General features: G+C 30.9%; 24 protein-coding genes and 1 tRNA gene. 23 read left to right on the forward strand and 2 right to left on the reverse strand.

Annotated features, from left to right (window positions below):
* Nucleotides 1-79: 79 nt before the first annotated feature.
* From APS56_RS09005 to APS56_RS09090, 18 genes are all read left to right on the forward strand, one after another.
* Nucleotides 80-152: transfer RNA gene (locus APS56_RS09005), tRNA-Gln, on the forward strand.
* Between the two features lie 199 nt (nucleotides 153-351).
* The gene (gene msrB / locus APS56_RS09010; RefSeq protein WP_054727348.1) at nucleotides 352-813 is read left to right on the forward strand and encodes a peptide-methionine (R)-S-oxide reductase MsrB; all 462 of its coding nucleotides are present in this window, start codon (nucleotides 352-354) and stop codon (nucleotides 811-813) included.
* Nucleotides 803-1342, forward strand: coding sequence for a peptide-methionine (S)-S-oxide reductase MsrA (gene msrA / locus APS56_RS09015; protein WP_054727350.1), 540 nt, complete (start codon nucleotides 803-805; stop codon nucleotides 1340-1342). Before msrB ends, msrA begins: the two co-directional genes overlap by 11 nt.
* A 502-nt stretch (nucleotides 1343-1844) precedes the next feature.
* Nucleotides 1845-2117, forward strand: a complete 273-nt coding sequence (locus APS56_RS09020; RefSeq protein WP_054731299.1) for a GNAT family N-acetyltransferase — start codon at nucleotides 1845-1847, stop codon at nucleotides 2115-2117.
* 19 nt (nucleotides 2118-2136) lie between these two features.
* The gene (locus APS56_RS09025; RefSeq protein WP_054727351.1) at nucleotides 2137-3693 is read left to right on the forward strand and encodes a protein adenylyltransferase SelO; all 1557 of its coding nucleotides are present in this window, start codon (nucleotides 2137-2139) and stop codon (nucleotides 3691-3693) included.
* Complete coding sequence (locus APS56_RS09030; RefSeq protein WP_349267471.1) at nucleotides 3693-4124, forward strand: peptide-methionine (S)-S-oxide reductase; 432 nt, start codon at nucleotides 3693-3695, stop codon at nucleotides 4122-4124. Before APS56_RS09025 ends, APS56_RS09030 begins: the two co-directional genes overlap by 1 nt.
* A gap of 72 nt (nucleotides 4125-4196) precedes the next feature.
* Complete coding sequence (locus APS56_RS09035; protein WP_054727354.1) at nucleotides 4197-5417, forward strand: bifunctional alpha/beta hydrolase/OsmC family protein; 1221 nt, start codon at nucleotides 4197-4199, stop codon at nucleotides 5415-5417.
* 4 nt (nucleotides 5418-5421) lie between these two features.
* Nucleotides 5422-6372 (forward strand): aldo/keto reductase, encoded by a 951-nt coding sequence (locus tag APS56_RS09040; RefSeq protein WP_054727355.1) that lies wholly within the window; start codon nucleotides 5422-5424, stop codon nucleotides 6370-6372.
* Nucleotides 6373-6593: 221 nt separating this feature from the next.
* Nucleotides 6594-7463 (forward strand): acyl-CoA thioesterase, encoded by an 870-nt coding sequence (locus APS56_RS09045; protein ID WP_054727358.1) that lies wholly within the window; start codon nucleotides 6594-6596, stop codon nucleotides 7461-7463.
* Nucleotides 7460-8146 (forward strand): glycerophosphodiester phosphodiesterase, encoded by a 687-nt coding sequence (locus APS56_RS09050; RefSeq protein WP_054727360.1) that lies wholly within the window; start codon nucleotides 7460-7462, stop codon nucleotides 8144-8146. The genes APS56_RS09045 and APS56_RS09050 overlap by 4 nt, the downstream gene beginning before the upstream one ends.
* Nucleotides 8143-9354: a BaiN/RdsA family NAD(P)/FAD-dependent oxidoreductase gene (locus APS56_RS09055; protein WP_054727362.1), complete on the forward strand. Its 1212-nt coding sequence runs from the start codon at nucleotides 8143-8145 to the stop codon at nucleotides 9352-9354. The genes APS56_RS09050 and APS56_RS09055 overlap by 4 nt, the downstream gene beginning before the upstream one ends.
* The gene (locus APS56_RS09060) at nucleotides 9355-9891 is read left to right on the forward strand and encodes a DUF1697 domain-containing protein (protein WP_054727364.1); all 537 of its coding nucleotides are present in this window, start codon (nucleotides 9355-9357) and stop codon (nucleotides 9889-9891) included.
* 3 nt (nucleotides 9892-9894) lie between these two features.
* Nucleotides 9895-11007 carry a diphosphomevalonate decarboxylase gene (locus APS56_RS09065; RefSeq protein WP_054727366.1) on the forward strand — a complete coding sequence of 371 codons (1113 nt, stop codon included), beginning with the start codon at nucleotides 9895-9897 and terminating at the stop codon, nucleotides 11005-11007.
* 245 nt (nucleotides 11008-11252) lie between these two features.
* Complete coding sequence (locus APS56_RS09070) at nucleotides 11253-12182, forward strand: mevalonate kinase family protein (protein WP_054727367.1); 930 nt, start codon at nucleotides 11253-11255, stop codon at nucleotides 12180-12182.
* Nucleotides 12183-12232: 50 nt separating this feature from the next.
* Complete coding sequence (locus APS56_RS09075; protein ID WP_054727369.1) at nucleotides 12233-13681, forward strand: MBOAT family O-acyltransferase; 1449 nt, start codon at nucleotides 12233-12235, stop codon at nucleotides 13679-13681.
* Between the two features lie 14 nt (nucleotides 13682-13695).
* Nucleotides 13696-14625, forward strand: a complete 930-nt coding sequence (locus APS56_RS09080) for a hypothetical protein (protein ID WP_157757640.1) — start codon at nucleotides 13696-13698, stop codon at nucleotides 14623-14625.
* A 34-nt stretch (nucleotides 14626-14659) separates the two neighbouring features.
* On the forward strand, nucleotides 14660-15517 hold the full coding sequence (locus tag APS56_RS09085) for a geranylgeranylglycerol-phosphate geranylgeranyltransferase (protein ID WP_082379437.1): 858 nt from the start codon (nucleotides 14660-14662) through the stop codon (nucleotides 15515-15517).
* Between the two features lie 68 nt (nucleotides 15518-15585).
* On the forward strand, nucleotides 15586-16458 hold the full coding sequence (locus tag APS56_RS09090) for a pseudouridine synthase (protein WP_054727374.1): 873 nt from the start codon (nucleotides 15586-15588) through the stop codon (nucleotides 16456-16458).
* A 90-nt stretch (nucleotides 16459-16548) separates the two neighbouring features.
* Here APS56_RS09090 and APS56_RS09095 read toward each other — a convergent pair whose 3' ends face one another.
* Both APS56_RS09095 and APS56_RS09100 read right to left on the reverse strand, forming a co-directional pair.
* The gene (locus APS56_RS09095; protein ID WP_054727376.1) at nucleotides 16549-17283 is read right to left on the reverse strand and encodes a tetratricopeptide repeat protein; all 735 of its coding nucleotides are present in this window, start codon (nucleotides 17281-17283) and stop codon (nucleotides 16549-16551) included.
* Between the two features lie 5 nt (nucleotides 17284-17288).
* Nucleotides 17289-17870: an RNA polymerase sigma factor gene (locus APS56_RS09100; protein ID WP_054727377.1), complete on the reverse strand. Its 582-nt coding sequence runs from the start codon at nucleotides 17868-17870 to the stop codon at nucleotides 17289-17291.
* 137 nt (nucleotides 17871-18007) lie between these two features.
* On the opposite strand from APS56_RS09100, the gene APS56_RS09105 reads away from it, so the two are divergent.
* The 5 genes from APS56_RS09105 (at nucleotide 18008) to APS56_RS09125 (ending at nucleotide 24859) form a co-directional block, all read left to right on the forward strand.
* Entirely contained in the window at nucleotides 18008-18445 is a 438-nt protein-coding gene (locus APS56_RS09105) for a hypothetical protein (RefSeq protein WP_054727379.1), read from the forward strand.
* Between the two features lie 114 nt (nucleotides 18446-18559).
* Nucleotides 18560-19534, forward strand: coding sequence for a hypothetical protein (locus APS56_RS09110; protein ID WP_054727381.1), 975 nt, complete (start codon nucleotides 18560-18562; stop codon nucleotides 19532-19534).
* Nucleotides 19535-19866: 332 nt separating this feature from the next.
* On the forward strand, nucleotides 19867-21819 hold the full coding sequence (locus tag APS56_RS09115) for a DUF7849 domain-containing protein (RefSeq protein ID WP_054727383.1): 1953 nt from the start codon (nucleotides 19867-19869) through the stop codon (nucleotides 21817-21819).
* A gap of 30 nt (nucleotides 21820-21849) precedes the next feature.
* Nucleotides 21850-24441 carry a CHAT domain-containing protein gene (locus APS56_RS09120; RefSeq protein ID WP_054727385.1) on the forward strand — a complete coding sequence of 864 codons (2592 nt, stop codon included), beginning with the start codon at nucleotides 21850-21852 and terminating at the stop codon, nucleotides 24439-24441.
* Nucleotides 24410-24859, forward strand: coding sequence for a retropepsin-like aspartic protease family protein (locus APS56_RS09125; RefSeq protein ID WP_054727387.1), 450 nt, complete (start codon nucleotides 24410-24412; stop codon nucleotides 24857-24859). Before APS56_RS09120 ends, APS56_RS09125 begins: the two co-directional genes overlap by 32 nt.
* Nucleotides 24860-24878: the final 19 nt, after the last annotated feature.

Consider the following 24878-nt stretch of genomic DNA (forward strand, 5'->3'; position numbering starts at 1 on the left):
TTAAGTATTCTATATTATTTTTTAAAAAATACTTGTGCAAATAAAAATTTGTATTAAATTTGCCACCTCATTAGAAGATTGGCCTATGGTGTAACTGGCAACACGTTGGTTTTTGGTACCAAAGAGTCTAGGTTCGAGCCCTAGTAGGCCAACAAAAAATCCTAATCATTCATTTGATTAGGATTTTTTTATGCCATATAACTCAATCCATTGAAAATCAACAAACATCTTAGAATTTCCTTACTTTTAAATTGACACTTACTTAAATTGTAAGCCTATTACAAAATTTCCGACTATCTTTAATGTTAAAAAATAGACCATTAATAACAAAAACAGAAAGGGATCAATAAGATGCTAACTTGGAAAGAAGTGATAAATTTTTCCGTAAACGGAAACCCAACTCCTAATAAACGAATTGAAAAAACAGAAGCCGAATGGAAGTCCTTATTAACTCCAGAGCAGTTCAGAATCACAAGATTAAAAGGCACTGAACAACCTCATAGTGGTGAGTTATGCACGATTCATGAAGCAGGAAAATACAATTGTGTATGTTGCAAAACCCCTTTATTCGATTCAACTATAAAATTTGAATCTGGTACTGGCTGGCCAAGTTTTACACAACCTATTAGAAAAAATGCTGTTAAATATGAAAAAGATACTGCTTTTGGTATGGTACGTGTTGAAGTGATGTGTAACTCCTGCGATGCACATTTAGGACATGTTTTTCCCGATGGACCAGAACCCAGTGGATTACGTTATTGTATAAATTCAGAATCTATGATTTTAGAAAAAGTAGCAACCCATGACAACTAAAAATTTACAATTAGCCACATTAGGTGGAGGCTGTTTCTGGTGTACAGAAGCAGTTTTTGAACAAGTTAAAGGAGTAGAAAAAGTAGTTTCTGGATATTCTGGAGGTACTGTACCTGGACACCCAACCTATAAGGAAATTTGTTCTGGATTAACAGGACATGCTGAAGTGGTACAAATAACATATGATGCAAACATCATTTCATATGAAGATATATTAATTATTTTCATGACCACACATAACCCTACAACTTTAAACAGACAAGGTGCTGACATAGGAACACAATACCGATCTGTTATTTTTTACCATAATAGCTATCAAAATAAAATTGCTAAAAAAGTAATTAAAGAGGTTGCCCCCTATTACGAAAACCCCATTGTCACCGAAATAACAGCTTTGGATATTTTTTATAATGCAGAAGATTATCATCAAGGGTATTACAACAACAATCAAAATCAAGGTTATTGCAATGCTGTAATTACTCCTAAATTAGCAAAGTTTCGTAAAATGCATGCTGATAGATTAAAGTAGTTTTATTTATTCTGCATTTTTAAAATGATTAGGTCAATTTGAGTGAATTAAACTTATTCTTGTGAGTAAAAATCACACCCAGTTCTCAGTACCGGTTTCTGTTAATACTATTCGAACTGAGAAGTTGTTTAATAAAACTCCATATGGCAAATGATAAAGAAACATAAAGGGGTTACCTGACAAAAAAATGGTTGAAGCCTAAACAATAATAATGTATTGCTTTTAGTTATTCAAACGGTGAAGGTCATTATGAAAACACATATAAAAATATTAGAAACCAAAAACCTTATTAGCGACGCATCCCTTTTGGTCATGATACTGGAAACAACAAAAATTCTATTTCTAATAAAATTACTAAACAGGCGTTACACCTTGATTTTTCTTTATTGATAAACATGATTTTGTAGTACATTCAGATTTTCATTTAAATCTAAATACCACGATCAATTTTCTAAAACCAATGTAATTAATGCACGATAACAGATTCAAAAAAACTCATAAAATGGAACTCATACACGATAAAGTTAATTGTCGATTCACTCTAAAAATAAACGATCAAATAGCTAAAGTTGATTATGTACTAAAAGAAAACACTATGCTTCTCACCTATGCCCAAGTACCCAAAAGTTTAAGCGGACAAGGTTATGGAAAAGTTTTAGTTGAAAAAACATTTGAAAAACTAACCTCAGAAGGCTACAAAGCCGTGGCAATATGTGGATTTGTTAAAACTATAGCCAAAAGAAGTGATAAATGGAAAAATATAATTCAACACTAAAATTTAGAAAAGGTTAAAAATGAAACTCAATATAAAAAATACATTTACTAAAACATTACCTGCAGATCCCATTTTAAAAAATAACATTAGACAAGTTGATAAAGCTTGTTTTTCATTTGTAACGCCTAAAAAAACGTCAAATCCTAAATTACTTCATACATCACCTGAAATGATCGAAAACATAGGTTTAACTCAAACAGACAGTAAAAGTGATGAGTTTTTAAAAATATTTACAGGCAACACCGTTTTAAAAAACACAACACCTTATGCCATGTGTTACGGCGGACATCAATTTGGTAATTGGGCCGGACAATTGGGAGACGGTAGAGCCATTAACCTTTTTGAAGTAAAGCACAACAACAAGCAATGGGTTTTACAATTAAAAGGCGCAGGTGAAACTCCTTACTCGCGATCGGCCGACGGATTAGCAGTGTTGCGATCTTCCATTCGCGAATACTTATGCAGTGAAGCAATGTTTCATCTAGGAGTGCCAACTACACGTGCGCTATCTTTAGCGTTATCGGGAGACCAAGTTCTTCGAGATATAATGTACAATGGTAACCCCGAATACGAAAAGGGAGCTATCGTTACACGTGTATCACCAAGTTTTTTACGCTTTGGAAGCTATCAAATTTTTGCTGCAAAACAAGACAATAGCACGCTAAAAACTTTAGTAGATTTCACAATAAAAGAACATTTTCCTGATTTAGGAACACCGTCAAAAAAGACCTATCTCAAATTTTTTAAAACCGTTTCTGAGCGTACTTTGGATATGATCATACACTGGCAACGTGTAGGGTTTGTACATGGCGTCATGAATACCGATAACATGTCTATTTTAGGCTTAACTATAGATTACGGACCTTATGGTTGGCTTGAAGGTTTTGATTTTGGCTGGACACCAAACACAACAGACAGGCAACACAAACGTTACCGTTTTGGCAATCAGCCCAATGTTGGGCTTTGGAATTTAATTCAATTAGCAAATGCTATTTACCCTTTAATTGAAGACGCACCTGCCTTAGAACAAATTTTAGAAGATTACAAGACCAACTTTGACATCAAATCTCTAAAAATGATGCGTTCTAAATTAGGATTACAAACCGAAAATGAACAAGATAAATTATTAATTCAAAACTTAGAAGATAGCTTACATTTAACTGAAACCGACATGACAATTTTCTTTAGAAATTTAAGCAATTTTGAAAAAGAAAATCCTTCTGATGGATTAAAAATAGTTAATGAAGCTTTTTATACTGAAACCTCAAAAGATATTAAAGAAAAGTGGAGTACTTGGTTTAAATCGTATTCAGAGAGACTTGATCAAGAAACACTTTGCAATGAGCTTAGAAAAGAAAAAATGAATCTGGTAAACCCTAAGTATGTACTTCGAAATTATATGTCTCAATTAGCTATTGATGCGGCTAACGAAGGAAACTACCAGCTAATTGACGACCTATTCCAACTACTAAAGCAACCATACCATGAGCAAGCTAAGCATCAAAAATGGTTTGCAAAACGTCCTGAATGGGCAAGAAATAAGGTTGGCTGCTCTATGCTTTCATGTAGCTCATAATGAAGAAATTGCAAAAAATAGGATTTGGTGGTGGTTGCCATTGGTGTACAGAAGCTATTTTTCTGTCGTTAATAGGCATTGAAAAAGTCAAACAAGGATACATTGCATCTGTAGGGAAAAACGATTCTTTTTCTGAAGCAGTTATTATTCATTTTAACCCAAAATATATTTCACTAAAAACCTTAATTGAAGTTCATTTACTTACCCACAAAAGCACTACAAAACATAGCATGCGTCACAAATACCGGTCAGCTATTTATACCTTTTATAAAAATCAAAACACCCTAACTAATTCAATAATTTCTGGTTTACAAAAAGACTTTCAAAATCAAATAATCACAGAAATATTTACGTTTAACGAATTTAAAGCTTCCAGACAACAAATTACTATTACAAAAACCCAGAAAAACCTTTTTGCAAGAATTTTATAAACCCTAAATTAGAGTTTTTACTAAAACATTTCTCAACATATACAAATCAACAAAAATTAAATCATTTAAAAGATGGAAAGCACTCAACTAAATATTCACAATGAAAAAGGTCATATCCTACAAGCATATTTAGAGTTACCCGCCAATCAAAAACCGCATTACTTTGCTGTTTTTGCCCATTGTTTTACTTGTAATAGTACTTTTTCGGCAGTTAAAAATATTAGCAGAGCTCTTACAAGTCATGGTTTTGGAGTCCTTCGTTTTGATTTTACTGGCTTAGGAAGAAGTGAAGGTGTTTTTTCTGAAAGCCATTTTTCTGCAAACGTTAATGATTTATTAGCAGTTAACAACTACTTAAAGCAGCATTATAAAGCACCCAGCTTGTTAGTAGGACATTCATTAGGTGGTGCAGCTGTTATTGTTGCAGCATCTAAATTAGAAAACATAAAAGCCGTAGCAACTATTGGGGCACCTGCATCTGTAAATCATGTAACTCACTTATTTTCGCATAGCATTGATGAAATAAAGGAAAAAGGTGAAGTTGAAGTAAATATCGGTGGCAGACCCTTTAAAATTGACAAAGAATTTGTAGCAGATTTTAGCAAAATAGATTTACCTTCTATAACAAAAAATTTACGTAAACCTCTACTAATTATGCATGCCCCTTTTGACAATATAGTTGCTATTACAAATGCTGAAAAATTGTATCATTATGCTCATCATCCTAAAAGTTTTATCAGTTTAGATGATGCTAACCATTTGTTGTCAAATTCTAAAGACAGCTTGTATGTTGGAAATATGATTGGAACATGGGTACAACGTTATTTTAATAAAAATGACAACAAAATTCTTGATATTAATGGGGAACAATTGGTAGCACATCTAAATTTATTAGAAGACAATTTTACAACAACTATCCAAACAAAAAAACACGACTTTATTGCCGACGAACCGGAAAATGTTGGTGGTGATGATTTTGGTCCTTCGCCCTATGATTTTTTAAGTGCTGGCCTTGCTGCCTGCACAGTAATGACCTTGAAACTTTATGCACAACGAAAAAAATGGGACTTACAAGAAGTTTTTGCATATATCACTTACTCTAAAAAACATAGCGAAGATTTAATATTAAATGAAAGCAACCCAACACAAATTGACCATTTACAAAAAAGATTAAAGTTTGTTGGTAATTTAGACAAAAAACAACAAGCTCGATTAATAGAAATAGCATCAAAATGTCCAGTACACAAAACGCTAACAACTAAAACTATTATAGAAACGGAACTAATAGATTAAACAAATGACTCAAATTGGACTTGGATTAGCAGCCTTAGGCAGACCCGAATACATAAATATAAGAGAAAGCAACCCGATGGATAAATCTGAAAAAGCATTTAAAAAAAATACGTTTTCTGTTTTAGATGAGGCTTATAAATTAGGCATTAGGTATTTTGATACTGCTCCATCTTATGGTAAAGGCGAAGCTTTTTTACAAGAATGGCATGCCACAAGAAATTACAATGATGTTATTTTAGGAACTAAATGGGGCTATACCTATGTAGCCAATTGGCAATTAGGTTATAATGGCAAACATGAGATTAAAGAACATTCCATAGAAAAACTATTAGAACAATGGCGTGTATCAAAAAAAATGCTTCCAAAGCTAACATACTACCAAGTACATTCTGCTACATTTGAAAGTGGTATTTTAAAAAATCAAGATGTTTTGAATGAGCTATTAAACATTAAAAAGGACACAGGCTTGAAAATTGGAATTACTACAAGTGGTCCAAATCAAAAAGAAGTGATTGAATCAGCTTTAAATATTCAAATGCAAGGAAAAACATTATTTGATAGTTTTCAAGTAACCTATAATATTTTTGAGCAATCAGCTTATTCTATTTTGAACAAACTAATAACAGCTAAAAAAACAGTTATTGTTAAAGAAGCTTTAGCAAACGGACGTATTTTTAAAAACAAGTTATTCCCACAATATCAAGAGTCTTACAAAATCCTAAACGGATTATCAACCAAATATAATGTTGGCACAGATGCAATTGCACTTCGATTTGTAATTGACAATTTACAGCCTACTTTTCTGTTAAGTGGAGCATCTAATAGTATGCAACTTCAACAAAATTTAAGCGCCTTTAGTTTTAATTTAACAGAAGAAGAATTAAATTTGCTCAAAACACTGCAAGTTTCTTCGGAAACCTATTGGTCTGAACGCAATACTTTGGCCTGGAATTGATTTTTAATCAATTTAAAAACAAGTCATTGCAAGTTCCTTAATTCTATTAAGAATGCAACAATTGATCTTTTAGATAAAAAATCAAAACTTAAAAAAAAGAGTCTGCAAAGGCTAAAATAGTCCTGTATTCTTTTTAGGTAGACATTGTTTATAGTAGTAAATTTACAGAAATATTTCTGGGATTAAAATTCAGCCTTAAATAAAGCATATTTATACATAAGATGACTACAGTTAACGATTTATTAAACCTATTGGTTTTAGAGCAAATAAGCGAAACAGAATTTAATGGCACGAGCGAAACCATTGGTAATCCCATCGTATTTGGAGGACAAGTTTTGGCACAGGCCATTCATGCCGCTAGTAAAACCATAACTAATGGTAGGATTTTACACTCTATGCATTCCTATTTTTTAGAACCTGGCGATTTAGAATTACCAATTACTTACAGCGTAAGTGTTATAAGAGATGGTGGTAGTTTTTCTGTACGAAGAGTTACAGCTCACCAAAAAGAAACTACTATTTTTATTTTATCGGCGTCATTTCACAAAAAAGAAGAAGGCTATAATCATCAAATTGAAATGCCTACTAATTTAAAACAGCCAGAAGCTTTATTAAGTTGGACAGATATTTTGCAACAATATGGCGAATTTTTACCTAAAAGCTTAAAAAGTTTTTTTGAAATAGAACGCCCTATCGAGTTTAAACCTGTCTTACTTGGCAATCCGTTAGAAAAAAAAGACTTACCGCCTGTTAGCAATGTTTGGTTTAAATTAAAAGGCAATGTATCTGGCTTAGACATGGCTACAAAAAAACAAATTTTAACCTATATCTCAGATTATAATATTTTAGTATCAGCACTAAATCCACACGCCAGTAAAGCACATTGGGGAAATACTCAAACTGCAAGTTTAGACCATTCCATGTGGTATTTTAGAGATTTTGATTTTGATGATTGGTTACTTTATTCAATGGAATCTCCTAATGCATCCTCTGCTAGAGGATTTGCAAGAGGCCATATTTTTACAAGAGAAGGCAAATTAATAGCATCGGTAGCTCAAGAAGGCTTAATGCGACCAAAAAATAAAAAATGAGTGATAAAATTCTTAAAATAGGACATCGGGGTGCCAAAGGACATCTTGCCGAAAATACTTTAGAATCTATTCAAAAAGCATTAGATTTAGGTGTTGACGGCATAGAAATAGACGTTCATAAATGTGCTTCTGGAGAATTAGTGGTCATGCACGATTATACAGTAAATAGATTAACTGATGGCTCTGGTGAAATTTCAAAACTAACCCTAAAAGAACTAAAAAGACTTAAAATAAAAGGACGTTATGAAATTCCAACATTAGCTCAAGTTTTACTTTTAGTTAAAAATCAATGCTTATTAAACATTGAACTTAAAGGAAAAGATACTGCAAAAGAAGCGTGCAGACTCCTTGATTTTTATGTAGAAAAAAAGGGATGGGATTACTCAAATTTTATAGTCTCAAGTTTTCAATTAAATTTATTGGAAGCGGTTTATAAAATAAATAAAAAAATCCCGATTGGAGTTCTTACAGATACTGATTTAGATGACGCTATGGCTTTTGGAAAAACAGTTAAAGCTGCGGCCATACATCCAGATCACACCATGCTTACCGAAGAAAATGTAAAAAAATTAAAAGAACATTTTAAAGTATACACCTATACCGTTAATAATTTAAAACCTATCATTCGAATTAAATCTTACGAGGTAAATGGTATGATTTCTGACTACCCTGACCGATTATGACTAAAAAAGATGTTATCATAGTTGGAGGTGGCGCTGCTGGTTTTTTTGCTGCTATAAATATTGCCGAACAAAATCCTACATTGAAGGTGGCAATTTTAGAACGCGGGAAAGAAGTACTCACCAAAGTAAAAGTTTCTGGAGGTGGACGTTGTAATGTTACCCATGCTGAATTTATTCCTCAAGAGTTAACACAGAATTACCCGCGTGGTGAAAAGGAATTATTGGGGCCTTTTCATCAATTTATGACGGGTGACACCATGGAATGGTTTGAAAAACGAGGAGTGACATTAAAAATTGAAGATGATGGCAGAATATTTCCTATAACGAATTCTTCTCAAACCATTATTGATTGCTTTTTAAATGAAGCCAAAAAGCATAACGTTGAAATTTTAATGAATCAGTCGGTAAAATCTATTAAAAACAAAAACGGCTTTTATCAAATAGAAACGCCACATGATTCATTTTCATCAGAAAAAATAGTAATTGCTACAGGAAGTAATCCAAAAATATGGGGTCTTTTGGAACATTTAGGACATACCGTTTCACAACCCGTACCATCACTTTTCACTTTCAATATTAAAGATAAGCGCATCAATGACATTCCTGGAGTGGTGGTTCAAAATGTAGAAATAAACGTTTTGAATACCAGCTTATGCAGTGAAGGCCCTCTACTTATAACTCATTGGGGCATGAGTGCGCCAGCTATTTTAAAACTTTCTGCTTTTGGTGCTTTAAAATTTGCTGCTTGTGATTATAAATTTCAAATTGAAATCAATTTTATTAAAAAATCATTTGATGATTGCTTAGATATTTTAAAAAATTTAAAACAAGATTTAGCTAAAAAAACAGTTTTTAAATCCACTCAATTTAACTTACCCAAACGACTATGGCATAAATTAGTATTGGCTTCCAATATGGATACAGAAACCCGATGGGCAGATTTGAACAAATTTCAATTAGAAACATTGTCAAACCAATTAACAACAGCTGTTTTTAATGTTGATGGCAAAAGTACATTTAAAGAAGAATTTGTGACAGCTGGGGGGATTAATCTTAAAGAAGTTAATTTTAAAACCTTTGAAAGCAAACTTTTTAACAATCTCTATTTTGCTGGTGAAGTATTAAATATTGATGCCATTACTGGTGGTTTTAATTTTCAAAATGCTTGGACGGGAGCTTTTATTGTAGCTCAAAATATTGTTAAATAGATGAACACATATATCGCATTTTTAAGAGGGATTAATGTTAGTGGACAAAAAAAAATCCCAATGGTAAAACTTAGAGAATTGCTAATTAAATCTGGATTTAAAAATGTTCAAACCTATATTCAAAGTGGCAATATAACATTTCAATCTTCAGAAAAAAACAAAAACAAACTAAAGGATTTAATCCAAAATGAAATCCAAGTTTTTTTTGGATTTGAAGTCCCTGTTTTACTAAAAACTTTAAAAAATATTCAAGATATTTTAAATTACTCTCCGTTTTCAGAACCTGAAAAGGAAACTAGTTATTTTACATTATTACATGCTATTCCTAATAAAAAACTAATAGAATCTACGTCAAAAGAAAACCACCCTAACGAAACATTTTATATTACCAAAACTTGCGTCTATTTTTATTCACCAATGAGTTATGGAAAAGCCAAATGCAACAACAATTTTTTTGAACGAAAATTAAAAGTGACAGCAACCACAAGAAATTATAAAACCATGACAAAGTTATTATCTTTGTGTGCTGAAAATTAAGATATGACAGAACAAGATTTCATTCCTAAAACATATCCCAAAACTCTTAAAGACGGCAGTTTTACATGGTCCTCTCCAAGTAATATTGCGCTAATAAAATATTGGGGAAAAAAGAAAGACCAAATTCCTAAAAATCCTTCTATAAGTTTTACACTTAACCATTGCAAAACCACAACAACAGTTAGTTTTACAAAAAAAGAACGCAGCAATCATTTTTCTTTTGAAGTATTTTTATCGGGAGAAAAAAAAGAGGATTTTAAACCTAAAATAGAAATTTTTTTCAAGCGAGTAGAAATCTACCTCCCTTTTTTAAAGGACTACCATTTTAAAATAGAAACCACGAATACATTTCCTCACAGTTCTGGCATCGCATCATCTGCAAGTGGCATGAGTGCATTAGCTTTGTGTTTAATGAGTATTGAAAAATCAATAGAGTTGGCAGATAATAAGCGTGACATAAAAATGTCTGATGAGTTTTTTATTCAAAAAGCCTCATTTTTAGCGCGATTAGGCTCAGGAAGTGCGTGCAGAAGTTTGGAAGGCGATTTAGTAGTTTGGGGTAAACATGACAAAATTGAAATTAGTTCAAATTTATTTGGAGTAAAATATCCATTTGAAGTCCATGAAAATTTCAAAAATTATCAAGACACGATATTATTAGTTGATAAAGGAGAAAAGCAAGTTAGCAGTACCATTGGTCATAATTTAATGCATAAGCATCCTTTTGCCGAAGCACGTTTTAAACAAGCACATAAAAATCTTTCACGTTTAATTACTATTTTAAAAGATGGTAATTTAGATGCCTTTATTGAAGTTGTAGAAAGCGAAGCTTTAACCCTTCACGCTATGATGATGACCAGTTTACCCTATTTTATTTTAATGAAACCCCATACCTTAGAAATCATCAATAAAATCTGGGCATTTAGACAAAAAACAAATTCTAAAGTATGTTTTACCTTAGATGCTGGAGCTAATGTACACATACTATATCCTGAAAATGAAATAAAAAATGTGTTAAAATTTATTAATAATGAATTAGTTACTTACTGTCAAAAAGGGGAATATATAAACGACAAAATAGGGTTTGGATCAGAATTAATAAATAAAGATAGTTAATAATATAAAGGGGTAAAACCATATTTTAATTCAAAAAACTATCAAATAAAACATTATTAAAGATAAAAGCTTTAATTTTGTGATTAGATATTTTATTTTTATATAAAAAACTGACCTACAGTAAGTTTAATTAATTTAAAATATTCAAACCCAAATCAACCTAAATATTGAAAGAATTGGTTAATATTGCTAAAACGTCTAAGCAGTAATTATTAATTTTTCAATATTAATTTTTAATTAGTTTTATGAAAGGACCTTTATTTTACTCAAAAATACTACTCTTTGGAGAGTACGGAATCATCAAAGATTCTAAAGGCTTATCCATACCCTATAACTTCTATAATGGCGCCTTAAAAAAAAGTGAAAACCGTTCAGAAAAAGCACTAAAATCTAACGAGAGTTTAAAACGTTATGTTAGTTACTTAGAAAACATCTCTCCTGAATTAGTCACTTTTGATATCCGTTTATTAAAACAACACGTAAATGAAGGCATGTATTTTGACTCCTCCATCCCACAAGGTTATGGTGTTGGAAGTAGTGGTGCATTAGTTGCTGCCATTTATGATAAATATGCTTTTGATAAAATTACAGTCTTAGAAAATTTAACAAGAGAAAAGCTATTGAAACTCAAAGCCATTTTCTCTGAAATGGAGTCTTTTTTTCATGGTAAATCTTCTGGATTAGATCCTTTAAATAGTTATTTAAGCATTCCTATTCTTATAAACTCTAAAGATAATATTGAGGCTACTGGCATTCCTTCACAAAACAATGAAGGTAAAAATGCTGTATTCTTATTAGACAGTGGTATTATTGGTGAAACAGCCCCTATGATTAGTATTTTTATGGAAAACATGAAACAAGAGGGCTTTCGAAATATGTTAAAAGACCAGTTTATTAAACATACGGATGCTTGTGTGGATGATTTCCTTAAAGGTGATGTCAAATCCTTATTTAAAAACACAAAACGACTTTCTAAAGTCGTTTTAAATAATTTTAAACCGATGATTCCACAACAGTTTCATGAACTTTGGAAAAAAGGTATCGAAACTAACGAGTATTATTTAAAACTTTGTGGCTCAGGTGGCGGCGGTTATATTCTTGGTTTTACTGAAAATATTGAAAAAGCAAAACAATCACTTTCTGGGCATAAATTAGAAGTGGTTTATAATTTTTAATAGATTTAAAGTATTAATAGTTTTTTATACTTTAAAAACTAACAGCATATATGCTATTTAATTCATTAGAGTTTGCCGTCTTTTTACCTATAGTCTTTCTGCTTTATTGGTTTGTACCTTTCAAAAAAATTAAACACCAAAACATACTAATTTTAGCTTCTTGTTATTTTTTTTATGGCTGGTGGGATTGGAAGTTTTTATTCTTAATCATTTTTAGTTCTTTATTAGATTTCTATTTAGCAAAAAGAATTTCTAAAACAGATAAAAATCAGCATCGTAAATGGTTTTTAAGGCTAAGTATTATAGCAAACATTAGCCTATTAGGTATTTTTAAATATTATGATTTTTTTATTGAAAGTTTTAGTGAAACCTTTAAGTTTTTTGGTCAAACTATAGATCCGCAACGGCTGCATTTAATTCTTCCTATTGGTATTAGCTTTTACACATTCCAAACTTTAAGCTATACCATTGATGTTTATAATAAAAAACTAAAAGCTACAAATGATGTGATTGCTTTTTGTTGTTTTGTCAGTTTTTTTCCGCAGTTAGTAGCTGGGCCTATTGAACGTGCCTCCAACTTACTGCCTCAATTTCTTAAAAAAAGAAAATTCAATTATAACATAGCTGTTAATGGTTCTAGACAAATACTTTGGGGGTTTTTCAAAAAAGTAGTCATTGCAGATAATTGTGCCCGTTATGTATCTTTAATTTTTAATGACGCACATGAGTTTTCAGGTAGTACACTAATGTTAGGAGCTGTTTTATTTGCCTTTCAAATTTATGGTGACTTTTCTGGATATTCTGATATTGCTATTGGTACAGCAAAACTCTTTGGGTTTGAATTTAAGCAAAACTTTGCCTTTCCATACTTTTCACAAAATATAGCTGAATTTTGGAGGCGTTGGCATATTTCTTTAACTACATGGTTCAGAGATTACATTTATATTCCTTTAGGAGGAAGTAGAGTTAGTAAGCCAAAAGCATTTAGAAACATTTTTATTGTTTTTATGATAAGTGGGCTTTGGCATGGTGCTAATTGGACCTTTATAATTTGGGCTATTTTGCATTTTCTGTATTATATACCTACATTATTTTTCAATAAAAGAAAAAAACAGTTAAATAAAACCTCAAAAAAGCCAATAATATCAAGTATTAAAGTAGGATTTAATATACTAACTACATTCATGTTAGTAACCTTTGCTTGGATATTTTTTAGAGCTGATTCCATTAAAGCAGCCTTTGCCTATATCAATGGTATTTTTTCAAATTCAATAATTAGTCTTCCAGAGTTTTTATCAGAAGAAAAACTTTGGATTATTTTGTTTTTTATCGGATTTCAAACTGTCATTGAATGGAAAGGAAGATTTAATAATCATGCATTAGAACATTTCGAAATTCAATTCCCTAAATATATTAGATATGGTTTTTACTATGCTTTAGTAATGGCCATTTTTCTATTTGGAGGCAAACAAGAAGTATTTATTTATTTTCAATTTTAATAAAATCATTTTTTTTGAAACAGTATTTATATAAACTTCTTATTTTTTCAATGGTTATAACCATTTCAATAGCTTTTGTTTTTTCTAGAGCCAACGGACATTTTGACCCTTTTTATAAGCGCTTCACATCTACAAAACAAAGTTCATTGATTTTAGGTTCATCAAGATCAGCTCAAGGTTTAGTACCTTCGGTTTTTAATAACAGATTCCATAAAAAATTATATAATTACTCGTTTACGTACAATACTTGTCCTTTCGGCCCAACATACCTAAAAAGTATTAAAAGTAAAGTTAATGAACAATCTAAAAACGGTATGTTTATAATATCTGTAGATCCTTGGACTATTTCAAGTAGTGGATTAAACCCTAATGATTCGTTGCAATTTGATGAGTCTGAAATGTTTTTAGGAAAAGTAACCTATGTTAACTCCAACCCAAATCTTTTGTATCTCATTAAAGGCTATAGTGATATGTATGTAAAAATGCTATTTACTAAATCTCCTTACTTTTTACATGATGATGGTTGGCTTGAAGTAAATATAGATATAAATGCCCAACAATTAGAAAAAGACTTAAATGAAACCATAAAAAACTACACCAAAAAACTTGTTACCTACAACTACTCAAAAGTGAGGTTAGACTATTTAAAAAAAACCATTTTATATTTAAAAAAATATGGAACTGTTTACTTGGTAAGATTACCTATAGACTCTAACATGGAAGCCATTGAAAAACAATTAATACCAGATTTTGATGCCAAAATATTAAAGTTGTCAAAAGCAACATCCGTCAACTACATTAACTTACTCAAGGATAACACAACCTATAATTTTTCTGATGGACATCATTTGACCAAACCATCTGCATTTTTAGTTTCAGAAAAAGTAGCTAACTTTATAGAAAATATAGAAGTTGTAAATCAGCAAAAAAATGAAATTCAATAGAAAGCAAAAACATCTTTTTCTAAAGTTTTTTAGTATGTTTTCTGTTATAAGAGGCTATAATATTCTTATTATTATTGTAGCTCAATACCTAACATCTATTTACATTCTTGCTCACGATATTCCTTTAAAAAAAGTAATCTTAGACATCAATTTATTTGTATTAGTTTTGGCATCGGCAGCTACTATTGCTGGAGGATATATTATCAACAACTTTTACGATTCTGAAAAAGATTTAATAAATCGCCCCATTAAATCTCAATTAGACAGATTAGTAAATCAAAACACAAAATTATCATTTTATTTTATCCTAAATTTTGTAGCAATAGTTTTGGCCAGTTATGTGTCTTTTAATGCAGTCGTATTTTTTTCAATTTATATTTTCGGTATTTGGTTTTATTCACACAAACTCAAAAAACTACCATTTATTGGTAATTTAACTTCTGCCATTTTAACTATCACACCGTTTTTTGCTATTTTCTTGTATTATAAAAATTTTGAAACAGTCATTTTTGTGCATGCCATTTTCTTATTTTTAATGATATCCATGAGAGAGCTTACTAAAGATTTAGAAAACATAAAAGGTGATTTAGCTCAAAACTACCATACCATCCCGATTATTTATGGTGAAAAAGCATCCAAAATAATGCTGACTATTTTAACTGTTTTAACATTGATTCCCTCATATTTACTTTTATATCGTTTTGAAATAGGTTACATGTATCTCTTTTTTTATTTAGCCATTATTTTACTGATACTCTTTATAATGCTTTTATGGAAATCAAAAACAAAAATGCATTATTTAATACTTCATAATATTTTAAAATTTATAATAGTTGCAGGCGTATTTTCTATCGTTTTAATCAATGTTAGTATAGTTTTAAATAGAATTTAGGAAATTCAGATTTCGGAATTCATTATTCAACATTTTATAAAGTATCTTTGCAAAAAATCAATGATATTATGAGCAGGAAACAAGGTAGCAATGGTAGTAAAAAAGTATCTGGCAGGGGAAGCGGAAATAAACGCTCTACTAGTTATTCTAGAGGCAATGCGCCTATAAAAACACAAGGTGGTTTTACAAAACCATCAGATTCTACAAAATCTGTTTCGCCTCGAAAATCTAATCCAGACGAAATACGTTTAAATAAGTATATAGCTAATTCTGGTGTATGCTCAAGAAGAGAAGCTGATGTACATATAGCAACAGGATTGGTTTCTGTAAACGGCAAAGTAATTACAGAAATGGGATATAAAGTAAAAATTGGTGATGAAGTAAAATACGATGGTGCACGTATAAACCCAGAAAAAAAAGCATACGTATTGCTTAACAAACCTAAAGGGTTTGCTACAACCACCAGCGAAGGTAAAGGTAGAACCGTCATGGATTTAGTTGCTAATGCCACGTCTTCTAGAATTAAACCTATTGGGCGCTTAGGCCGAAACTCGAAAGGTTTGTTGTTATTTACCAATGACGATGCCATTGCAGATAAATTTACAAACTCCAAAAATGGGGTGCCACGTTTGTTTCATATTGAACTAGATAAAAACCTAAAACTTGAAGATTTAAAAAAGATTCAAGGCGGTTTTAAAGTAGAAGGCAAACTGATTGCTGTTGAAGAAATCAGCTACATTGAAGGTGCATCAAAAAAAGAAATTGGTTTAAAAATAAAAAATACTGGCAATACCATTATCAGAACTATTTTTGATTATTTTAAATACGAAATTATAAGTTTAGATTGTGTGGCTATTGGGCACTTAACCAAAAAAGATATTCCACGTGGAAGCTGGAAACATTTAACTGAGCAGGAATTGAATACGTTGAAGATGCTGTAGTATTTTAATTAAATTTTGAAAAAGCAAACAGCCCATGACAATTTAAAACGTCATGGGCTATTTGCTAAATACTGTTATCTCGATATCAGATTAATCCAACTTCTTAATCAACTTCTGTGCTTGCTTATAATCTTCCGCATCTTCTGGAATGGTTTTTAAAATTTCCAAAGAGGCTTTGTAGTTTTCTTGTTTCAATTTACTTAATGCTAAATACCAAGTCGCTTTGTTTTTATAAGCTGAATTACCTGCCCTTATATCATTCAATAAATCATCTGCTATTTCAAAATTATTTAACTCTATATTACTTATGGATTGATATAATTTTAATTCGGCATTATCTCCATCTATATTAATTAACTGCTCAAAAGCAATATCTGCTTTAGCAAATTCTTTATTGTTAAAAGCATTTTCAGCGGTTTGTAATAAATCATCATTGTCTCCTCTAACCGTTAAGCTAATATTTCCATAATTATTATAATCACTATATGAAGGGTTCGAAAAATTATTGAACATAAAAATTCCAATCAACAAAGTGATGCTTGCTACCATAGCATATTGCCAAGGTTTAAATTGAATGGTCTTTTTTGGAGTTTCATATTTTTCAAAATAACTATTTGAAATGAATTTTAAATTATCTTGAAATACTGTCGACTCCACTTCATTTTCAAATTTATTTGCTAAAAAAGTATTTAATGTTTTGTAAGTATTAAAAGCTTGATTAAACTCTGGCTCGGTTTTCAATCGCAATTCAAAAGCTATAACTTCATCTTTGGTTAACTCGTTGGATAAGTAGGATTCAAACTGTATGTAATTTTGGTTCTCCATAACAATTAATTATTAAGTTGGTTAAATTTAGGCGACTCTTGAACCATTTCTGTTAATTTCCCGATACATAAAGATTTTCTTTTCCTTGCGTAAGCGTAAGTAACACCTAAATTTTTGGCCACTTCTTCCATAGACTTTATTTTAAAAGTAGCAGTAAGTAAATCTCTACACGCGGTTCCTAACTTATTAAACATTTCTGTAAACAGAGCTTCTTGTTGGCCAAATACAGACGTTTCAAAAGCCAATTCTTGAGCCTCGTCATCTTTATATAACACTTCTTCATTAATTGTTACCTCTTTATTGGAAGATTTTTTTAATTCATTCAACCATTTGCGTTTACACAGTAAAAAAAAGTATGCATCAAAAGGACAAGTTAATTTCAACTTTTTTTCTTTTGCTTGGTTGTATATGGTTATTAAAGTTTCTTGGATTACATCTTGAGCTTCATCTACACTACCACTGTTCTGTTTTATATAATTAATAACTTTTGGTACAAACTTATCGTATATAGATTGAATAACAAATGAGTTATTTTGCAGCAATCCAACTACATATTTTTGATCTTCATGTATTTTTTTTTCACCCATTAGCCCTTGTATTTGCTACTAAAGTAAAAAAACTTTCAAATAAAAGGGTAACAATTTTTAAATGCTTTTGATATGAGGGTGTAACAGTCAGAATAACGACGCAACAAATTTTAAATAATCCATAAAATTTAAAAATCATGAAAAAATCAATTTTAATTATCGCAACTGTAGCTTTATCAATATTAAACATAAACGCTACCAATGAAAAAACAATTAGTAACACTTCAACTGAATCTAAAGAAATTACAAAAAACAACATTGCTCAAGTTTTTGAGTGGAAAATAGAAACCACAAAAGAAACTTACTCAGGAACATCTTTATCCTTAAAACAAGCAAAAAACATGATGACACTTTCAAGTTCTGGAGAAATAGTAACAGCTAAAGAAATTAAAAGCTTTTTCGTTTTAAAATCTGAAGTAAACGCTAAAAGAAATTATTTCTGGGAAGTTGAAACTGCAACCGGTACTGCAAAAGGCTATTCATCAACTGAAGATTATGCACACAAAATGATACAGTTGGTTGCTTCTGGAGATGCTATTGTATCTAAAATAATCATCAGTCAACCTCAACAATAAATTTACACTGAGCATAGTCGAAGTGAAAAAAAATTAAAAATAATTTACCAAACAGGGTAACAAAATGCTTACCCTGTTTATATAAACTCGAATAACAATTTAAACCCAATTATTATGAAACATTTAAAACACTTATTAGGAACTTTATTATTGACTACTTTAATCTTTACAAGCTGTGAAAAGGACGATGACAACGACATTATTATCCGCGCTACGGCAGAAGATTTTAACAATCTAAAAGACGCGGCCTTAGAAGATTTAACACAAACATTCCAGTTTGATGCCGCAGACGGCAGTGTAAACCTAACCTCAGAAAATGGTGTAGAAATTTACATTAACACCAATTGTTTAACCTTAAACGGAAATGCCATTACAGGAACTATTGATCTAGAATTTGTTGAAATATTTGAAAAAGGCAATATGCTTACTACCAACAAACCTACTATGGGAATCATGCCTAATGGCGACAAAGCTTTATTACTAACTGGTGGTGAGTTTTTTGTAGAAGCCACCAAAGATGGGGAGGCTCTTGAAACCAATTGTGGCTTTCAAATGTTTATTCCGGCAGATTTAACAGGTGGAGTTGATAATGAAATGATTCTTTGGAATGGTATTATTGATGAAGATGGAAACCTTGTTTGGGAAGAAGAAAAAAGAGATGGTGCTCAAGGTGAAGGAGGTGTGTTTGCAGAAGGAAATAATTACTATGGCTTTTTCCAATCGTTCGGATGGTCTAACGTAGATAGATTTTACAACGACCCAAGAGACAAAACAACCATTCTTGTTGGAGTACCAGAAGGCTATGACAATACTAATAGTTCGGTTTACATTTCTTATGATGGTGAAGAAACTGGTTTAGCTCAACTTGATACTTATGATCCAGCTACTGGTTTGTTTAGTGAGCATTACGGACAAATTCCAATCGGATTAGAATGTCATATCATTTTTGCAACAGAAGAAAACGACAACTGGAAATATGCTATAAAAGAAGTAACTATTGTAGAAAATGATATCATCACATTTACTGAAAACGAAACCTCAGTAGTAACAGAAGCACAACTTACAACTATTATTAATGATTTACCATAAACAACTATTAACAAAAAGACCTACTTATATCTTTTTTTGTCCAATTTTTTAACCTATTTATCAAAAGCCAGAAACACCCAAGTTTCTGGCTTTTTTATTTAGTAATGGGTAACAAATCAAGCCTATTATTTATATAAAGATATAGCCCACAGAATATTATGAAAAAAAAGGTTTACATATTAATTTTAATAGCGCTTATCATGTTAGTGTTAAGTGCTAATATTATGATTGTAGCCTCAAATTACATAACAGATTGATTAACTTACAATTTTAAAACTATTTTTAAGCGGACACTTTTTAGTATATTTAGACCAAATAAAACCCTTATCGCTATGAACAAACAGCTATTTTTTATTTGCTTTTTATTTTTCTGTACTTATACTTATGGTCAGAGAATAGTAACCGATACAATTACTAGAACCGCAACTATAAATCATACTGCAAATGGCAACCAAGTTGTTTTTACACCAGAAACTCCAATTTTAAACCAAATAGCAGGAGCACCAAAAGCATTTTACACTCATTTCTGGGAATTTGGTGATGGTAATTACAGCACAGAAGAAAACCCTAAACATATATATAAAAACAAAGGTGAATACAACGTAAAACTTTGGGCAACCAATAATTATGATACAGGAAAGCCACCCACTACCCGTCCTAAAAAAGTGGCCATAACCAACGTTACAACCGAATATGAAGAAATAGCCTCTATGGATGAGGATTTTATCTTAAAGCGAAATAGAGAGCCTGTTCCAGACCAAGAAATGGTGGTTGTATTAAGCTACAAAAATATAAAAGATTATGTAACCAACGGAAAACTTTATCTGTTCTATAACGAACTGAAATATAAAGCCAATAATTTTGAACTGATAGAAACCAGAACACACCATAATGAAAACAAAGTTTCAACCGATGAATTTGCTTTTACTTATAACATTGAAAATACTAAAACGTATTTAGCTTCATCAACAAATGAACTCGTAAAAACATCTGAAGCCATACAAGATTCTACCGAAAAAACAAACCTTCCGTTAACCATTCAAGAATCCAAGACCTTATACAAAAACTGGAGGCTCTTAGAATTTGGAAATATGAACCCAAACGAGGAACGCAACATTTTTTTTAGTTTAAAAACCACACCTGAAATGGTTAAGGACACCAGTGCCATTATTTCTGTTCGTGGTATTTATGTACCCGATGCCAATTACGACAACCATAAAGTAAAAGACATGGAAATGGAAATCGTTACCTCGCACGACCCTAATAAAATGTCATCAAACGGCACCTTTATGAATTACAGATTAGTGCGGTTTAAAACCTTAAAATATAAAGTAAAATTCCAAAATAATGGCGAAGGCCCAGCACGTACCATTCGTTTAGAAACCGATATTCCAGACATGTTGGACAAATCTACTATAAAGGTGTTAGACATGTACCCTAAATGCGACATCTGCCCGAAACGTGAGGTTTTATATAGTTGTTTAGACACCTCCTTTACAGACACCCAAGCCATTTTTACATTTAAAAATATTTACCTTCCTGGAAGCGAACAAAAAAATGTTAAGGAATATGATTCCACCAAAGGCTTTGTAAAATACAGCATCAAATTTGCCAAAGATTTTCACAAAAAGTCTACAAAAAGTAGAACGGCAATCATCTTTGATAAAAATGATCCCATTATAACCAACTACTCCACCACCCGATTTTCACCAGGAATTTCTATTGGTGCCAAAGTAGGTGTCAATTCATTTTCAGATCTAAAAAACTCAGACAGTTATTTCTTTGGAGTAACCATTTCACCTTACAAATCATATCGCTGGTACTGGCAAATAGAACTTATGAACAATTTTCACAAGTATAATGCAGACACTTTTGTTAATGAGCAATTTGTTGACGACGCACAAGGCTTTAGATATTTACAGCGCACCACAACTAATGTGTCTTACGAAAATATAGATTGGGACATTCCTGTACTAGTTCGTTATAACCTCAATAATTACGTTGGACTTGGTGCTGGATTGCAAACCACATTTTCTTTAAATGAAAAGCAAGATCGAACTATTTTTATTGAGCAATTTGAAAGCGATGCAGCAGATGCCCCTACTTTTAATACCATAACAAACAATACCAATGAAACTAATTCTTTTGTAAATTTAAGAACTTCGGTGGTACTCGATGCAACAGCTGGATTTTCAAGAATTGGTCCAAGCTTAGGAGCTCGTTACGTTTTAAATCTAGAAAATAACTTTAACTATTGGCAGTTTTATGCCATCTGGAAATTCTGAGCCTAAGGCTCATTTTGGCAGTCCACTCTTATGTATAAATTATGTTTTTTTATTTTCTTTTTAACCTATGGATTTTCTTTTTCACAAAATCTTGAAGAATCTATTTATGTAGCAGCAGAAACCTTTATTAATAATCAAAATGAAACTTCGCTCCAGCTTTTAAACAACAAAGAAGCTTCTTTTAAAAGCCAAGTAAAAACTAAAGATGAACATTTGGCATTGGTTTTTTTACAAAGTCACAAAGGTTATTATTTAGATACTCATTCTAAATTAAAACAAGCTATTACAACCTATGAAGATGCTTTAAATAGATTTAACAAAAATGACCTTGCAAATATTTCAAATTTTGATATTATTGAAAACTGCTTAATACCCTTAGGGAATCTATACACAAAAATTGGCGATTATACCAATGCAGAAAGCACAATAAAACAGTACTCATATATAGCCCAAAACAACAAAAATACCAACCATCAAATAAGTGCTACTATTAATCTTGCAACACTGTATCAAACTATTGGGAAACACGAAACTGCTATAAAAATAATTGATGATGGGTTAAAAAAACTCAACACTTCCAGTAATAAAAGAAAACATTTACAACGTATTAAAACCGCTAATTTAATTGCCTTAAACAAATACGACGAAGCGGCTTTTTATAACCAAGAAAGTATTTTTTCAAAATTTCACACCTATAAAAACCAGTATATCATTGCTTTAAAAAAAGGCGACTATAATACAGCACTTACCTCCTTTAAAAAAGCGAAAAATGCTATGAATGAAGCCAAACTTACAACTCGTGATTTAGCCAAATTTTATGTTGAGGAAGCACAACTATATTATCTATTAAACAAACCTAATGAAGCTTTAAAAAGTCTGAAAAAGTCAACTAAAATATTACTACCTAATTTTGATAATGAGGGATTACCAAACAAAACCCATTTATATGCAGAAAATACCTTTATTGATATTTTTGATTTATATGCCAATTTACAAACCAACTCAGAAATAAAATTAGAAAGCTACAATTTAAGTTTTTACGTTTCCAATTTATTGCGAAATAGCTGGACATCTCAAGAAACTAAAACTTTAAACGAAACCAACAATAGAATTAGAAGTGAAAAATGCATTGATATTCTTTTAAGTCTATATAACAAAACTAAAATTAAATCCCATTTATTTGAAGCGCTTCAATATTCTGAAAACAATAAAGTTTCAACATTAAAAGAAATCTTTCAAAAAAAAACACGACTACAACACAATCCCAAAGACACTCTTTTAGCTAAAGAATTTAAACTTTTAAAAGACCAAGAGCACATCACAAGTTTACTAATAAATGAGCAATTAGGACATAACCAAGCATCAAAAATCAATGATTTAAGCAAGCAGCTTAGCGCTATTAGTATTCAGCTAAAAAAACTTAAAACCGCTATTGCAATAAAATACCCAAATAATGAAGCATCGTTTTCTTTAAAAACCTTGCAAAACAACTTAAAAACAGACAATTCGGTTTTAGTAGAATATTTTTATGGTGAGAGCAATATCTACCAATTTGTAATTTCAAACAACAACATTCTTTTAAACCGAATTAATTTAAGTACAGATATCAAAAATCACATCATAGAATTTATTCATCTTTTTGATAATGCTTCTATTATAAATAATAACATCTCAAATTATACATCAAAGGCTTTTAAGCTTTTTCAATTATTAAAATTTGATACCATACCAAAATCAAAAAATACAATTATTATACCCGATGGCCTCTTAAACTTCATCCCTTTTGAAACACTACTTACAACAAATACCAACTCATATTATTTTTCAAAAATGCCCTTTGTAATAAACAATCAAAATATTGTTTACAATTCCAGTATTTATTTTTATTTAGCAAAAAACAAAACAATTAAAAACAACAAATTATTAGGCTTTTTTCCTCTCTTTAAAAACACTAAAAAACAGCTTACTTATTCGCTTGATGAAGCTAATGCTATTAGAAATGAAATGACTTCGGAATTGTTTATAGCTGATAAAGCCACTAAAACTGATTTTATAGAAAATGCAAATAAATATGGCATTTTACATTTATCAACACACGCTAGCAGTGGTAATTTTTCAAAACCAGCTAATATTGATTTTTATGACAACACATTATTTTTAAATGAATTGTATAGTTTGAATTTAAATACAAACTTAGTGGTTTTAAGTGCTTGTGAAACAGGAGTGGGAAAACTTTACAAAGGCGAAGGAGCTATGAGCATAGCCCGTGGATTTCAATATTCGGGAGCCAAAAACTTACTATTCTCATTATGGCAAATAAATGATTTATCAACCTCACAAATCATGCAATCATTTTATAAAAATTATAGTAATACACAATCTGCTTGTCACTCAAACCAACAATCCAAACTCGATTATTTACAAAATAAAAATATTAGCAACGCAAAAAAATCACCTTATTACTGGGGGTCTTTTGTTTACTACGGCAAATTAGACAAACCAAACCATGACCATCTTTTATTTAATATAATTATTGGGATGGTTTTAGTACTTATTGCAGTATTTTTACTTTTGAAATACAAAAAACAACATGGAAAAGACACTGCAAGAATTTCTTCTTGAAAAAAATTACACTAAAATAAAATTAAAACTAACAAAGACCAATCATTTTGAAATGAAGGCTACCATTAATGGCGTTAAAGGAAATTTTATTTTAGACACGGGAGCTTCCAGTTCATGTGTGGGATTTGAAAGTATTGAAACTTTTAAACTTAAAGCTAAAGATTCTAAAATTATGGCAGCTGGCGCTGGAGCCATTAATATGGAAACAAAAATGGCTAAAAAAAATAAAATTAAAATTGGAAAATGGCAGCATAATAAAATTGTACTCGTTTTATTTAATCTAACCCATGTAAACACTGCTCTTATTAATCACAATTCAATGCCTGTAGATGGTATTATTGGCGCAGATGTTTTGAAAAAAGGAAAGGCCATTATTGATTATGAAAAAAAATATCTGTATTTAAAAACAAATGAATGAAAAAAAATTCGTAAATTGA

It is taken from the genome of Pseudalgibacter alginicilyticus (assembly GCF_001310225.1).
Lineage (GTDB): Bacteria > Bacteroidota > Bacteroidia > Flavobacteriales > Flavobacteriaceae > Pseudalgibacter > Pseudalgibacter alginicilyticus.